This is a genomic window from Mesorhizobium amorphae (genome assembly GCF_014843845.1).
GTDB classification, from domain to species: Bacteria; Pseudomonadota; Alphaproteobacteria; order Rhizobiales; family Rhizobiaceae; genus Mesorhizobium; species Mesorhizobium amorphae_A.
The window spans coordinates 162,078-176,641 of the sequence record NZ_JHQS01000051.1; the positions used below are offsets into that span (position 1 = coordinate 162,078).

Genomic DNA, 14,564 nt, shown 5'->3' on the forward strand with positions numbered 1-14,564 from the left:
CTAGGCGGGTGCGAACGGCACCAGCATTGGAACGCGCGTGGCATAGTCGTCATAGGCGCTACCCAGTTCGCAGCGCAGGAACTGTCCCTCCAGCCTTGCCTTCACAATGATACCGATGGTGAGCAGGGCGGCGCCGGCGATGCCCCAGATCGTGCCCTTGGCCGCCATGGTGGCGAGGATCGCCAGCAGCAGGCCGGTGTAGATCGGGTGCCGGACCAAGCCATAGGGGCCGGTGTCGACGACGTGGTGATCCGCCTTGGCGGTAATGGTACCCGACCACAGCCGGCCGAGATGTAGCCTGGCCCACCACGAGAAGACGAGGCCGGTCGCGATCAGCGCGACGCAGATCCACGCCTCGGTGAGGTTGGGCGTCCAGAGCCGCAGCCGCCCGACATAGCCGTGCGCCGGAACGAAGAGCAGGATCACACCGACCATCCACAGGGCGCGATAACGAAGTTCCGCCTGCAGGCCGGCGCGCTTCTCAACGGGGTCGGACCAGAAGGCGGCCGCGAGCCAGGAGACGACCCAAATCTGCCAGAGCGCGGCGATTGCGGCTGCGGCATGCATGATGACGCGTCTCCTCCTGACGCCAGTATCAAGTCGACGCAGCACGGCGGCAATCGGCGCCCGGCCAGAGGACGCGCGATCGGCGGTAAGAAGATCGTGATCGGTGAAGCATCCCATCAACCGGCTCGATCGGATCATCAGCGCTTTGGACTGGACCCGGTCCATGGCCGCGGGCTAATTGCGGTTCGTCTTGCAGAAGGAATGAAGCCATGGCGGATCTCTTTGCCGAGACCGAAAATCCGGTCGAAATCCTGCCGGCGCGAAAGCTCGCGGCGAAAGTGGCGGCGCTCTACGTCGCGCCGTTCGATCACTTCGAAACGCGACCGGTGGAAGAATTGCGGCTCGGCTTCGACGGCATCGATGGTGATTTCCATGCTGGCGCCACGCGGCGCTCCGGCGGGCGCGAGCCCTGGTATCCGCGCGGCACCGAGATGCGCAACGAGCGGCAACTGTCGATCGTGGCGGCGGACGAACTCGCCATTGTGGCCGAGCGGATGAGCCTCAAGGAGATCAAGCCGGAATGGATCGGCGCCAATCTGCTGATCGAGGGCGTGCAGCAGCTTTCCATGCTGCCGTCGGGTACGCTCTTCTTCTTCAAGGGCGGCGTCACCATCAAGGTCGATGCGCAGAACGGGCCATGCCGCATCGCCGGGCGCTCAGTCGCCGAACATGCCGGGATGGCCGACCACGAGGCTGGCGCGCTGGCCTTTCCGAAAGCGGCCAAGCGGCTGCGCGGCCTCGTCGCTTGGGTCGAAAAGCCCGGCACGATTGTTGCCGGCGAAGAGATCTCGGTGCGCGTGCCCGAGCAGTGGATCTACCGCGCCTAAGTGTAGGACACCGGGCTCGACCAGGCTGGGTCCTCGTGCTTTTGCCAATAGAGCGCCATCAGCCGACTGGTGATGGCGCCAACTTGGCCGTCGGCGACCGAAATGCCGTCGATCACCGTCACCGGCATGATGCCGCCGGCGGTCGAGGTGATGAAGACCTCGTCGGCTGCCTTCAGCGCGGCGACGCTGACATCGGCGGCGGAGGCGGCAAGCCCTGCCTCGGCACAGAGATCGAAGACGGTGCGCCGCGTGATGCCGGGCAGGACGCCAACGGCCGGCGTTTTCAGCTTTCCATCCTTGACACAGAACACGTTGAAGCCCGGACCTTCGGCGACATTGCCGTTGAAATCGAGGATCAGCGCCGTTTCGGCGCCGCGGTCATAAGCGTCGTAGAGACCACGCACCAGATCGAGCCAGTGGTAGTTCTTGATCGACGGGTCGATCGAGGCCGGCGGGATGCGCACCTTGTCGCTGATCGCGACATTGAGGCCGCGCCGCAACTGCTCGGCATTGGCGACCGAGCCGAACGGGACGGCGAAGGTCATGAAGCGATTGATCGCCTGGCGCGGGTCGCGGCTGAAAGTAGGCGAAGCGCCTCGCGTGCACAGCATCTCGACATAAGCGGCGCGGTGGCCGGATAGAGCCACGCAATCGTGCAGGATCCCGGCGACGCCATCGCGGTCGAACGGGATCGTATGCGCAGCCTCTCCAACCCGCCGAAGAAGCGGTCGAGATGCAGGTCGAGACGGAAGAAGCGGCCGTCCCAGACATGCACCGTGTCATAAGTGGCGTCGGAATGCAGAAAACCCCAATCCAGCACCGAGATTTTTGCTTGGGACATCGGCAGGTATTGGCCATCGAGGAAGGCGACGCCGTCTGGATAGGAATGCGGGTCTAAGTGGCGCTCGGAAAGAGGCGGTAGCGGCATGGCTCGCTCCGTTGCAACGTTTCGGCTCATCGCAAACTCTCCTTGTCCAAGGCTCGATCCATGGTCAGGCTAGCGTCGCTCAGCGCGTTACATAGAGCCACCTATGCGCTGCTCTTTGTTCTAGGTGGAATGTTGGTTTTCCCTTACGGTTGCCGGCGGGACTATCAGGCCGGAGGGGAGATGGACAGGCATACGGGGCTTGGTGCAATCATCTTTGCGATGATCGTTTTCGTTGGCAGCAGCGAAGCCTTCGCCCAATGCACGCGCGAGGGCGAGGAGCTATGCCAAAGCGGCCAGACATATCGCTGCGAGAAGACCGGTAGCGAACTGACGCCGATCTTCCAGAACGTCCCTTGCGTCGTGAATGTGCCATCCTTGACCGGCACCTGGGTCGGCAATGGCCATCAAAGCCCGGCCGGAGCCGCCGGCGCCGACTGGTCGATTGCCATGACCATCAACGACAGCGGCGCGTCGATCGACTATCCGTCGCTCAGCTGCGGTGGATCTCTCACTCAGATTTCGAGGGACAACAGCTCGGCGGAGTTCCGGGAGAGCATCACCTATGGCCAGGACAAATGCGTCGATGGCGGCACGATCACCGTCAGATTTTTCAAGGGAAACCTGTCCTGGGTCTGGGTCGGGCAGGCAGATGGCCAGTCCTATAACGCCGTCGCCGTACTAACGCGGCAGTAGCGGTTTCTCGCGCTACTCTTCGTCGTCGTCGGAGTCGAGCAGGCGCGTGGCGCGCCAGCGGGTCAGCACGATGTTGGTCTGTTCGATGACGAAGAAACGCGCCGAGTCGCGGTCATACCCTTCCGCCATTAGCTTTTCGTAATCGGTGTGGACGTGACGGATATGGGCGATGGTCGCCAGCCAGACGGAGATCGACGGCGGCAGATTGTGCAAGTGCGCCCTGCCGGCGTCGGCGCGGATTTTTTCGATGTCGGCATAGGGCGCCAGCGGCAAAAGCGTAGTCAGCGCCTTGGCGATGGCGCGACGGCGGTTGGTCGGCGCTTTCATGACTCGTCCCGCCCGGCAATGGTCGCATCGGCAAAAGCGTCGGTGGAGGCGAAATAGGGTTTCAGGTCGATGACCGGCGTGCCGTCGAGCACGTCGATGGCATCGAGTTCGATGCGGCCGCGGTCGAAATCGAGCCCGACGAGCTTCGCCACATGCAACCCGACCGGGTTCGGCCGGGCAGGGGATCGCAGCGAAAAAACGCCTTTCGGCTCAGCCGCATGGCGGGGTTTCTGCACAATCAGATTCCGCGGCGCATGATGGAGCCAGGACAGGATGATGACGTGGCTGGCGCGTTCCAGTCCCGGCAGGCCGTCGCGATAGGGCGGGTCGACCAGCAGCGTGGCACCGCCGCCTGCCTCCCGCGCGGCCCTCATGTTCTTGGGGCAGGTCTCCCGGCTCGTCCATGGCGAAGCGATGCGGCCGATGAAGACGACGTGGCCATCTGGCGGCATATCGGCCGGATCGGTTTCCAAGAGCCTTTCGCCGCTACGCGTTTCGAACATGGTTTTCGCCTCGTTCATTCGAAAATCGCTTTCCGCCTGTGGATCATGCATGCGTCATTTTCTTGTCCGGAAGCGACATGGGTCTTGCATGGTTGTCAAATTCGACATAAACATATGTTTATATCTTTTTCAAAAGAGAAGCGCTCATGCATGTCTCGCTCGACACAATGGTGGATACTCTGAAGGCGGCGGCCGAATCGAGCCGGCTCCGCATTCTGGCACTCTTGTCGCGTGGCGACCTTACCGTTTCCGATCTTACCGAAATCCTCGGCCAGTCGCAGCCGCGCGTGTCGCGCCACCTCAAGCTGCTTTTGGAGGCCGGGCTGATCGGCCGTTACCAGGAGGGCTCCTGGGCCTTCTTCCGGCTCTCGGATACGGATTCGGCCCGTGATTTTGTGATCAGGCTGATCTCAGGTATCCGCGGCGCCGATCCGCAGGTGGAGCGCGACCTCGAGCGGCTGGCGTCGGTCAAACGCAAGCGCCAGGACCGCGCCGCCGAGTACTTCTCCGAAAACGCCGCGAGCTGGGATCATATCCGCTCGCTGCATGTGCCGGATCGCGCCGTGGAAGCGGCGCTGCTGAAGCTTGTCGGCAAGCGGCCTTTCCAATCGATGCTCGACCTTGGCACCGGCACCGGGCGGCTGCTTGAAATCTTTTCACCGCTTTACCGGCGTGGCGTCGGCATCGACATGTCGCGCGAGATGCTGACCGTGGCGCGCGCCAATCTCGACAAGGCCGGCGTTTCGAATGCGCAGGTGCGGCAGGGCGATATCTTCGCGCCGCCGGTCGAGCGCGACGCTTTCGACCTCGTCACCATCCATCAGGTGCTGCACTATCTCGACGATCCGGCCCGCGCCATCCGCGAGGCGGCAAGGCTGCTGCGTCCGGCGGGGCGGCTGGTGATCGTCGATTTCGCGCCGCACACGCTGGAATTCCTGCGCGACCAGCATGCGCATGTCAGGCTCGGCTTTTCCGACCGGCAGATCGCCGAGTGGTTCGCCGAGGCAGGGCTCGCGCTCGAGGACAGCCAGGAGTTCGAACCGCGCGGCGCCAACGAGGCCAGGCTCACGGTCAAGCTGTGGCTCGGCCGCGACCGCCGCATGCTGATCGCCGATCCGTCCAACGACAGCCAACCCACCCAAGCGTACCCGATGGGGGAAATAGCCTGATGAACCAGTTCCGCTTTTCCCGCCGTCCCGATATTGGCGACAAGGTCAGGGTTTCGTTCGAGTTCTTCCCGCCGAAGACCGACGAGATGGAGGCTAGGCTGTGGGACACCGTCACCCGGCTGGAACCGCTCAAGCCGAAGTTCGTCTCGGTGACCTACGGCGCCGGCGGCTCGACCCGTGAGCGCACCGCGCGCACGGTCAAGCGCATCCTCAATGAGACGACGCTGACGCCGGCGGCGCACATGACCTGCGTCGATGCGGCCCGCGATCAGGTCGATGCCGTTGTCAGGGAATTCGCCGATATGGGCGTCACCCGCTTCGTCGCTCTGCGCGGCGATCCGGCGGCAGGCGTCGGCACCGCCTACAGGCCGCATCCCGACGGCTACGCCAATGGCGCCGAACTGGTCGGGGCGCTGAAGGGGGCCGGCGATTTCGACATTTCGGTCTCCGCCTATCCGGAAAAACATCCGGAGAGCCCGGATTTCGCCACCGATTTCGACATGCTGAAGCGCAAGGCAGACAATGGCGCGATGCGGGCGATCACCCAGTTCTTCTTCGACAATGATCTCTACGAGCGCTATGTCGAGCGGGCGCGGCGGGCCGGCATCTACATCCCGATCGTGCCGGGCATTCTGCCGGTGCACAATTTCACCCAGGTCGCGAATTTCTCGGCGCGCTGCGGTGCGCTGGTGCCGGCATGGCTGGCCGAGCGCTTCGACGGGCTGCAGAACGACCCGCAGACGCATGCGCTGGTGGCGTCCGCCGTGGCGGCCGAGCAGGTGCTCGACCTGGTCGAACGCGGCGTCAGCGATTTCCACTTCTACACCATGAACCGCGCCGACCTGGTGTTTGCGATCTGCCACATGATCGGCATCCGCTCGCATGAGGCGGAAGCTGCGGGATCGGCCGCAGCCTGAATTTTGTCGCTACATGAAATGCAAGAGGCCGGGTAAAAACCCGGCCTCTCGAAATTGGTTGACTATCAGCTGCTGTTTTCTTCCGCTCTGGCGGTTACGGAAGAACACCTATGATAAGGGCGCCGATGAATGCGAACGCTGCACAAATCATCAATGCGTTGATTGGCCTCGTCAGTCCCATGTCATAGCCTCCTCTTAAAGAGCTATGGCGAGAGTCTAGGGTCATTTGTGCCACAGGCAAGCGGAAAACGTGCTGCAATGCGACATGATTGTGGGTTTTGCGACCTGGCTTTCGCCGTTAGGCATTGAAACTCTTCGGCAAAAGCCGGCTCAAGGGTTGTGAATAAATTGTGGCGCGCCGGCGGCGGAAGCGAGGCATGGCAGCGCTACCGCGCCGGCCCGAAAATGGAATTCGACCTTGCTGCGCTGCTTTCGGTTCGGAAAGCAGGGTGCGGGAGTCAATCAAAGTGTTTAGATCGTCCCCTTGCGCGTCCAATTGAGGGCAGCATCAACGTCGACCGAACAGGCGTCCATCTATCGTCACCAGCCCGAAGGCGATCAGCGCCATGCCGCCCATTTCGAACAGTTCAAGCCGTTCGCCGAGGAACAGGAAGCCGAGCAGCATGGCGCTGGCCGGCACGATTAGGGTGACCAGCGAAGCGTTGGTGGCGCCGGCCGAGGCGACGAGGTTGAAATAGAGGATGTAGGCGAAGGCGGTGGAAAGCAGTGCCAGCGCCAGCACTGCCGTCCAGACCGGCGGCGAAGCGGAGAACAGGCCGGCGGGACCATAGGTGATGAGCACGACCGGAATCATGATGACGGTCGAGGCCGTCAATTGCCCCGTGGCAACGATCGGCGAGGGCACGCCCTTGAAGCGGCGGGCGATCATCAGCGCGACGGCATAGGACAACGAGGCGCCGATCAGCGCGAACTTCGCCCAGACCGGACCGCCGAGCCCGGCAAGCAGGCCCGGGCCGATCATCACCGCCGTGCCGGCGATGCCGAGCGCAATGCCGGCAAGCTTGTTCCAGGACAGCTTTTCGTCTGATGTCAGCGCGTTGGCGAGGATCAGCGTCCAGAACGGCGTCGTTGAGTTGAGCACCGAGGCGAGGCCGGCGCCAAGCTCGGTCTGGCCGGCGAAGATCAGCGAGAAGGGAACGACATTGTTGGCAAGCGCCAGCAGGAAGAACAGGCCGGCATGCGGGAAGGCGAGGCGGAAGGAGGGGCCGCGCCAGCCGAGATAAAGCTGGAGTGCTGCCGCCGCGATGGCGACGCGAAACAGCACCAGCACCAGTGGGGCCAATTCCGACACGGCGATGCGGGCAAAGAAGAACGAACCGCCCCAGATGGCGCCGAGCAGCAGAAGCTGACCCCAGTCCTTGAGCACCATCGGTCCGCGCGCCGTGGCGGTTGCGGCTGTCGCCATGTGAATGTCCTCCCAGGACGCCGGATGCCAAGCCTGCCATGCAAGTGATCAAGTCGGGCATGTGATCAAGTCGGGCATGTGATCAAGCCATATCCGCTCCCGCGGCAAGGGCCACCCGAAACCCGATCGATGGCGTAGCATCGCTCGGAATCCCCGTAGCGCCGTACCGCCAGAGGTGCGAGACACAGAATTGTTTTTTTTAGCCGCTAGCTTGGATTAATTGTGCGCAGCCAAGGTTCAGGGGATTCGTCCATGCAGCGATTCGAAAATGCCCGCGAGGCAGCGCTGGCGCTTCGCCCGGACGACCCGGTCTATTGCTTTCGGCCGGAGGTCTTGAAGGCCGATGCCCGACAGTTCATGGGTATGTTCCCCGGCAGGACCGCCTATGCGGTCAAGACCAATGGCGAGCAGATCGTGCTGAAGGCGCTGGTCGAAGCCGGCGTCACCGCTTTCGATGTCGCTTCGCCGGGCGAGTTCGCCGCCGTGCGCGCCGTCTCGCCCGATGCCGAGATGCTCTACATGCATCCGGTCAAGGCGCAGTCGGATATCAAGCTGGCGCTGGAAAAGTACGGCATCCGCGTCATCTCGCTCGATCACGAGGACGAGATCACCAAGCTGACGCGGGTGGTGCGGGCGCTCGACATCGACCCGGGCGCCATCACCGTGTTCGTGCGCATGCAGACGAAAGGGTCGGCGGCCTACGAACTGTCGAAGAAATTCGGCGCGGGCCCGGCCTATGCTGTCGAACTCGCCGAGCGGCTCAACCGCACCGGCTACAAGGTCGGCCTCTGCTTCCACGTCGGCAGCCAGATCGAGGATCCCGACACCTATGAGCGGGCGCTGGCCTCGGCCGACTGGGTGCGCAACCGCGTCTCTTTCGACATTGCCGGCCTCGATGTCGGCGGCGGCTTTCCGGCCGAATACGGCCACGATCCCAACCGCAAACAGATCGAGATGCCGTCGCTGGGCCAGATCATGTCGCGGCTTTCCGGCGACCTGAAGGAATATCAGTTCGACCAGATCCCGCTGGTGGCGGAGCCCGGCCGCGTGATCGTGGCGCGTTGCCTGTCGCTGATCGTGCGCGTGCTGCTGCGCAAGGGCAAGCGGCTCTACATCAATGACGGCATCTGGGCGTCGCTGTCCGATTCATGGACCGGTAAGATCACGCTGCCGGCGCGCTTCATTCCCGACCCGGCGATCCGCTCGCGCAATGGCGAGGAAAAGAACATCGTGCCGTTCAAGGTGTGCGGCGCGACCTGCGATTCCGTCGACATCCTGTCCAGACCGTTCTGGCTGCCGGAAACGGTCGACACCGGCGACTGGATCGAGATCGGCCATATCGGCGCCTATTCGCTGTCGCTCAGGACCCGCTTCAACGGCTTCTACCCCGACACCTTCGTCGAGGTGACGACGCCGTTCGACGAAGGCGATGCGCCGGAGGGATTTGCGAGCCTGGAGACAATGGCGGATTAGGGATTCTTCCTTCTTCCACAAGGGAAGAAGGAAGAGGCGCTAAAGCCTTGCCAGCAGATCCGGCGTCGGCCAGCCATCCACGGGCAATCCAAGGCGCATTTGTTCCTTGCGGATGGCTTCGCGGGTGTTCGTACCCAGGATGCCGTCGACCGTGCCGACGTCGTAGCCTCTGGCTTCGAGCTTTGTCTGCAACGCCTTCATCTGGTCGCCGCTGAGACCGGATTCAGGGGTGCGTGGGTCGAATTGCGGCGCGCCGGCGAGCCGCGCGGCGAGGCTTGCCGCGGTCAGCGCATAGGTGAAGGACTGGTTCCACTCGAGATAGACGTCGAAATTGTCGTAGGCGAGGAAGGCCGGTCCCTTGCGACCCATCGGCAGGGCCAGCCCCGCCTTCAGGCCGTTGTCGATAAGCGGCGTGCCGTTCGGATTGGTGACACCCCATTGAGCCCATTGCGACAGCGGCAGCTTGTTGGTGCGGCCGGTCTGGTCCCACGGCATGTCGTCGGGCACGCGCACTTCCTCGATCCAGGGCTGGTCGCGTTTCCAGTCGCGCGACAGGATCTTGTTGGCTGTGGTCATGATCACGTCCGGCACGCTGCCGCGCAGGTCGACGATGCCGTCGCCGTCGCCATCGACGCCACGCGTGAGATAGTCGGAAGGCAGGATCTGCGTCTGGCCGATCTCGCCCGCCCAGGCGCCGGTGAGGTCGGCCGGCACGACCCCGCGGTCGATCAGCGTCAGCAACGGCACCAGTTGGGGCCGGAAAAGCTCCGGCCGGCGGCAATCATGCGCGAGCGTGACCAGTGCGCTCAACGTGTGGAAGTCGCCCTGTACCGCGCCGAAATCGGTCTCCAGCGCCCAGAAGGCGGCGATGACCGGTGCCTGGACGCCGAACTGCTGGTCGGCGCGGGCAAACACGTCGGCGTATTTCTTGAGGTTGGCGGCGCCTTGCTTCAGCCGATAGGCCGAGATCATGCGGTTCGAAAACTGGATGAAGGTCTGGGAAAACACACCCTGGGCACGATCGCGCGCCAGCACCTTGTCGTCGATGCGGGCAGATTCCAGCGCATCAAGGCCGTGAGCGCCGACGCCGGCCGCCTTGGCTTCGGTCGCCACGCCCTGCTTCCATGCCTCGAAATCGCCGCCGCATTCCTGCGCTGCCGCCGGCAACGCCGTGGCGAACAGGATGAGCGCCGCGAGGGCCTTGGAACGCAATCGCATCAGCTTCCTTCCGAAACCAGGTGCCAGAGCGTCCTTTGCGCGTCTATTGCGAACGCGCGGCGCTCTGGATTATCAGCGGGTGCAAACAATCGCCGCCGGCTGTGTCGAAAAGCAGGCGCGGGCCCCGGTGTCAACGGGTGTTCTGCCGCAGCCACTTGTTCCAGGCGGCTTCGGAGCCGTTGAAGACGTTGATATCGGATTTGCCGGTCATCCCGGGAACGATACCGGTGCCGGTGTACTGCCAGAAGGTGAAGGGATGGCTGCCGTACTTCTGACGCGGATGGCCGGCGACCGAGCGCAGCCAATAGGGGTAGCCGCGGAAGGTCGACAGGCCGTTGTCGTCGAAGAAGTCGACCGAGGTGTAGATGATCGGCTTCTTGCCGTAGTGCCGCTCGACGATTTCAAGGAAAGTGCTCATCTCCGCGCGCACCGTCGGTGCGTTCGGGCGCAGCCTGCAGGTCGGCGATTTCGGGTTCCATTCCATGTCCAGCACCGGCGGCATGGCCGAGCGGTCGACAGGCACGTTGGCGATGAACCAGCGCGCCTGCGTGGCGGCGGGCGTGCAGAAATAGAAGAAATGATAGGCGGCTCGCGGAACTCCAGCGGCTTTGGTGCGGCTCCAGTGTTCGTTGAAATACTCGTCGAAGCGGTCGCCGCCCTCGGTCGCCTTGATGAAGGCGAAGGAAATACCGCTCGCCTTGGCAGCCGGCCAGTCGACCGAGGTCTGGTATTTGGAGACATCGGTGCCGTGAACGGCATAATTCCAAGGCGCGCCGCTGTCCCATTCGTGCGGCTTGGAATCCTCGAAACGCGGTGCACGCACCGCGATTGTCGGGTTGCTGGACGAGGATGGCGACAGCGGCGAGAGATCGTCCACGGTCGAGCAGGCGCCCAACAGCGTCAGCATGACGAGAGCCGCGAGACGGCGCATCTCTCTACTCCTGAGCCGGGTTCAGCCGGCCGCTGATGGGTCGTTTCTGCTGGTGCCCCTCGATCTGGCCCCGCCGGACGATCACCCCACAGGATCGCCCGCCTTCCTCATGTGATCGCCGAACATGGTTGATATCAGGTTGACGGCGCTCGACAAGAACAGAGATTTTGCCGAAGCAATGTCGGCAAATCGATGACATAAATCGAACGCGAAGCACCGGGGGATGGAAAAGATGCGGATCGTCGTCAAGATCGTCAAATGGCTGCTCGGCCTGGTCGTGCTGGCGATAGCCGCGCTGTTTGCCTGGCTCTATATCGCGCCGCCGGAACTGATCCGCGTCGGTTCGGGCTATTCGGCCAAGATCGTCTGCTCGAACGTCTTCATTGCCGGGCGCGACGCCAATGAAGTGCTCGCCGTCGACGTGCAGGCGCCGGGCCATCCGCTGCTCAGGCTGATGAAGGTGCAGGTCGACAAGGAACGCGGGATGGTTTCGGCAGGCTTGTTCGGCGTGCTCGGCAGAAGTGTTGCCGTCGCGCGCGACGGGCTGGGCTGTGCTTCGGTTCCGGATGGCAATACCGGCAAGGCGAGGCAGACGGTGACCTATGCCGAGCCCGCCGCCGCCAGGCAGGATGCGCTGTGGCCGGAAGGCGAACGGGTCGACGCCTCGCAGGCACCGGAGATCGCCAAGATCCTCGACGACGCGGCCATGGCGGGCACCGGCATGCGGGCGGTGGTGGTGGTGAAGAACGGCCATATCGTCGGCGAGCGCTATGGCGACGGCTTTTCGCCAAAGACGCCGCTGCTCGGCTGGTCGATGACCAAGACGGTGAACGCGGCGATCGTCGGCACGCTGGTCAAGGACGGCAAGATGGCGGTGACCAATCAGGGGCTGTTCGGGCCATGGAAGGCCGATGGCCGCGCCGCCATCAGTCTCGCCGACATGATGGCGATGTCGAGCGGGCTGGAGTTCAACGAGGACTATGGCGACGTCGCCGACGTCACACGCATGCTCTATCTCGAGCCCGATATGGCGGGGTTCGCCGAATCGAAGCCGCTCACCGGCAAGGTCGGCAAGGTGTTTTCCTATTCGAGCGGCACGGCTGTGATGCTGTCGCGGCTCTGGCAGGACGCCATCGGCGACAAGGACAAGGCACTGACCTGGCCGCGGACGGCGCTGTTCGAGCCGCTCGGCATGCACAGCGCCGTGCTCGAAACCGACGAGCAGGGCACTTTCGTCGGCTCGTCCTACCTCTACGCCACGGCGCATGATTGGGCACGCTTCGGCCAGTTCCTGCTGCAAGGCGGGGTCTGGAACGGCAATGAGATCCTGCCGGCCGGTTTCGTCGACTGGATGCGGGAACCTGCATCGGCCTCGAAAGTCTATGGCAGGGGCCAGGTGTGGATCGAGGCACCGGGCGACGAGGAAAACCCCGGCGCCGGCGTCGCTGCCGGTCTGCCCAAGGATACCTACTGGATGGAAGGGCATGACGGCCAAACGGTCGCCATCATTCCGTCAGAGCAGTTGGTGGTGGTGCGGCTCGGGCTGACGCCTGCGAAGCTCAACTACCGGCCGCAGGCGATGCTGGCGGCGCTGGTCAAGGCGCTGCATTAGCCTTTTGGCTGCCGGATCACGGCGAGCCATGCATAGCCGCGATAAAGCGTGCGAAAACGGAAGGTTGAACCGGTTCGTTCGGACTCCGATTCCAGGACGTCGCGCAGGGATTCACGCGGCGCGACGTGGAATTTCCTCAGCCAGCCGCGCAGCAAGGTCCGGAACCAGCCTGGCAGGCCTTCCTGCTGACCGAAATCGACAACATGCAGCGAACCGCCAGGCGCAAGGGCGGCGAGTGCTGCCGAAACCGTCTTCTCCCAACCGGGGATCATCGACAGCGAATAGGACACGAAGATGCGGTCGAAACTCTCGATGCCGAACAGCGCTTTGGCGTCGAAATCGGTGGCGTCGCCACGCGCCAGTGCGACGCGGTCGGACAGGCCTTCGCGGGCGATGGCGGCTGTGGCTGTTTCCAGCATCTCGGCCGAAATATCGAGGCCGAAAAAGCGGGCGTCGGGATAGCGGCGGGCGGCGAGGATGATGTTGCGGCCGGTGCCGCAGCCGAGTTCGAGCACGGTGCCGCCGGGCGGCACATCCAGCCCTGATATCAGCCGGTCGCGGCCGAGCAGATAGTATTTGCGGGTCAGGTCATAGATATGGCGCTGCCAGCGATAGACGCCGTCCATCAGTTCGGCATGGCTGGCCGGCAGCTCGCTCGCGCTCATGCGGGCCGCTTCACATAGAGGTGGAAGCCGCCGTAGATGGCCGAGCGGTCGCGCGCCGAGAATTCGCGCGAAGCGTCGTCCTCATAGCTCCACTGGTCGAGCAGCGAAACTGAGACGCGGCCAGGCAGCAGGCTGGGCTCGGCGGCGGTGCGGAAGATGACGCGGGCGCCGGCCGATGCCGTGCGGGTGATCTCGGCCCACAGCGCATTGAGCTGGTCGTCGGTCATCCAGTCCTGCGCATCGAGCAGCACGAAGCGGTCGACCGTGCCGGCATCCTTGCCGGCAAGGAACTCGATCAGGTTGGCATGATGGATGGCGACGCGGTCGACATTGTCACGGATGGTCTTGTAGTTGCGCTTTTCGAGATAGGCGGGAAGGGCGGCTTCGCCGGGCTCAGGATAGCGGCGGGCAAAGGCCTGCCAGGCGAAATAGTTGGTGTTCAGCGGAAAGTCGCAGGCGAGCTTCTCCAGCCGGGCTTTCAGGACGCTCGCCATGGTGCCGTCACCCGAGGTGATCAGCGAATCGTATTGCGCCGGCGGAATGCCCAGGCCGAACAGCGAGGCTTTTCGCGATGTCGCCCATTTCAGCAGCGGCCTTTCGAAGACCGGCGCCAGTTCCTCGTTGAAGAAGCGGCGCTGCTCGCTGATGTTCCTGGCCTGCATGATGCGGGCAGGGTCGACGCCGAAGAATTTGCCGACGCGGTGACCCATGGCGATGAACAGGCCGAGCAGGCCGGTCTGGTAGAAGTTGCGGTCGAAGACAGCAATGCGGCGGCGTCCGCGCCAGTTGCGGCGCTCCCAGTAGTGGCGGCTGACCGGATCAAGATGCGGCGCGATGAAACGGTCGTAGGCTTCCGAATTGTGACGGGTGTCGGCAGCACCGAAGAAGCGGAACAGATCGCCTTGCGACGGCAGATGCCGCACCGCCTCGAGCTTCATGCGGTTCAGCGCAATGTGGGCGGCGTTTAGGTCGACTGCATCGATCCGCTCCGGCGAGCGCGTAAGGTAGGCCAGGATGTTGCAGCCGCCCGACGCGATGGTGACAATGCGATGGCCGTGGCCAAGCTGCATGGCCTCCATGTCGACATCGGGATCTTCCCAGATTTGCGGGTAGACGAGGCCGGAGAAGAGGAAAGCGAAAAGCCGCTCGGAAAGGCCGGCCTTCGACAGCGGGCGGTTCTGGTAGACAGCTTTTCCAACTTCCTTGCCGCGGCGAAAAACCAGATCTCCGGAAACGTCCGTCATGGCAAGGTGATTCCCCATTTGCGTTGGCGCAAGCGGGTAGCGCAGCGTCATGACAGGCCCGTGA

General features: G+C 63.6%; 14 protein-coding genes and 1 pseudogene. 6 read left to right on the forward strand and 9 right to left on the reverse strand.

Annotated features, from left to right (window positions below; all coding sequences use genetic code 11):
- Window positions 1–567 carry a methyltransferase family protein gene (locus tag DH08_RS19165; protein ID WP_192180820.1) on the reverse strand — a complete coding sequence of 189 codons (567 nt, stop codon included), beginning with the start codon at window positions 565–567 and terminating at the stop codon, window positions 1–3.
- Window positions 568–776: 209 nt separating this feature from the next.
- Between DH08_RS19165 and DH08_RS19170 the strand changes: the two genes are divergently transcribed.
- Window positions 777–1,394, forward strand: coding sequence for an MOSC domain-containing protein (locus DH08_RS19170; protein ID WP_192180821.1), 618 nt, complete (start codon window positions 777–779; stop codon window positions 1,392–1,394).
- Here the strand turns inward: DH08_RS19170 and DH08_RS19175 are convergent.
- A pseudogene (locus DH08_RS19175) lies at window positions 1,391–2,352 on the reverse strand (aminotransferase class IV). The gene DH08_RS19170 and the pseudogene DH08_RS19175 overlap by 4 nt on opposite strands.
- Window positions 2,353–2,502: 150 nt before the next feature.
- Here DH08_RS19175 and DH08_RS19180 point away from each other — a divergent pair.
- Entirely contained in the window at window positions 2,503–3,015 is a 513-nt protein-coding gene (locus tag DH08_RS19180; protein ID WP_192180822.1) for a hypothetical protein, read from the forward strand.
- Window positions 3,016–3,027: 12 nt separating this feature from the next.
- On the opposite strand, the gene DH08_RS19185 is transcribed toward DH08_RS19180, so the two are convergent.
- A complete protein-coding gene (locus tag DH08_RS19185; RefSeq protein WP_192180823.1) occupies window positions 3,028–3,342 on the reverse strand; it encodes a DUF2293 domain-containing protein in 315 nt (104 codons plus the stop codon).
- On the reverse strand, window positions 3,339–3,845 hold the full coding sequence (gene tsaA / locus DH08_RS19190; protein WP_192180824.1) for a tRNA (N6-threonylcarbamoyladenosine(37)-N6)-methyltransferase TrmO: 507 nt from the start codon (window positions 3,843–3,845) through the stop codon (window positions 3,339–3,341). Before tsaA ends, DH08_RS19185 begins: the two co-directional genes overlap by 4 nt.
- A 146-nt stretch (window positions 3,846–3,991) precedes the next feature.
- On the opposite strand from tsaA, the gene DH08_RS19195 reads away from it, so the two are divergent.
- Both DH08_RS19195 and metF read left to right on the forward strand, forming a co-directional pair.
- Window positions 3,992–5,014: an ArsR/SmtB family transcription factor gene (locus tag DH08_RS19195; RefSeq protein WP_192180825.1), complete on the forward strand. Its 1,023-nt coding sequence runs from the start codon at window positions 3,992–3,994 to the stop codon at window positions 5,012–5,014.
- Window positions 5,014–5,931 (forward strand): methylenetetrahydrofolate reductase [NAD(P)H], encoded by a 918-nt coding sequence (gene metF / locus DH08_RS19200; protein WP_192180826.1) that lies wholly within the window; start codon window positions 5,014–5,016, stop codon window positions 5,929–5,931. Before DH08_RS19195 ends, metF begins: the two co-directional genes overlap by 1 nt.
- 508 nt (window positions 5,932–6,439) lie before the next feature.
- Here metF and DH08_RS19205 read toward each other — a convergent pair.
- Complete coding sequence (locus DH08_RS19205; protein WP_192180827.1) at window positions 6,440–7,357, reverse strand: DMT family transporter; 918 nt, start codon at window positions 7,355–7,357, stop codon at window positions 6,440–6,442.
- Window positions 7,358–7,609: 252 nt separating this feature from the next.
- Here DH08_RS19205 and DH08_RS19210 point away from each other — a divergent pair, with 252 nt between their 5' ends.
- The gene (locus DH08_RS19210; RefSeq protein WP_192180828.1) at window positions 7,610–8,830 is read left to right on the forward strand and encodes an alanine racemase; all 1,221 of its coding nucleotides are present in this window, start codon (window positions 7,610–7,612) and stop codon (window positions 8,828–8,830) included.
- A gap of 39 nt (window positions 8,831–8,869) precedes the next feature.
- Here DH08_RS19210 and DH08_RS19215 read toward each other — a convergent pair whose 3' ends face one another.
- Complete coding sequence (locus DH08_RS19215; protein ID WP_192180829.1) at window positions 8,870–10,048, reverse strand: lytic murein transglycosylase; 1,179 nt, start codon at window positions 10,046–10,048, stop codon at window positions 8,870–8,872.
- A gap of 130 nt (window positions 10,049–10,178) precedes the next feature.
- A complete protein-coding gene (locus DH08_RS19220; RefSeq protein WP_192180830.1) occupies window positions 10,179–10,979 on the reverse strand; it encodes a glycoside hydrolase family 25 protein in 801 nt (266 codons plus the stop codon).
- A 232-nt stretch (window positions 10,980–11,211) separates the two neighbouring features.
- Between DH08_RS19220 and DH08_RS19225 the strand changes: the two genes are divergently transcribed.
- Window positions 11,212–12,591, forward strand: a complete 1,380-nt coding sequence (locus DH08_RS19225; RefSeq protein WP_192181040.1) for a serine hydrolase domain-containing protein — start codon at window positions 11,212–11,214, stop codon at window positions 12,589–12,591.
- On the opposite strand, the gene DH08_RS19230 is transcribed toward DH08_RS19225, so the two are convergent.
- Both DH08_RS19230 and DH08_RS19235 read right to left on the reverse strand, forming a co-directional pair.
- Window positions 12,588–13,256: a class I SAM-dependent methyltransferase gene (locus DH08_RS19230; protein WP_192180831.1), complete on the reverse strand. Its 669-nt coding sequence runs from the start codon at window positions 13,254–13,256 to the stop codon at window positions 12,588–12,590. The genes DH08_RS19225 and DH08_RS19230 overlap by 4 nt on opposite strands.
- Entirely contained in the window at window positions 13,253–14,551 is a 1,299-nt protein-coding gene (locus DH08_RS19235; protein ID WP_192180832.1) for a BtaA family protein, read from the reverse strand. The genes DH08_RS19230 and DH08_RS19235 overlap by 4 nt, the downstream gene beginning before the upstream one ends.
- Window positions 14,552–14,564: the final 13 nt, after the last annotated feature.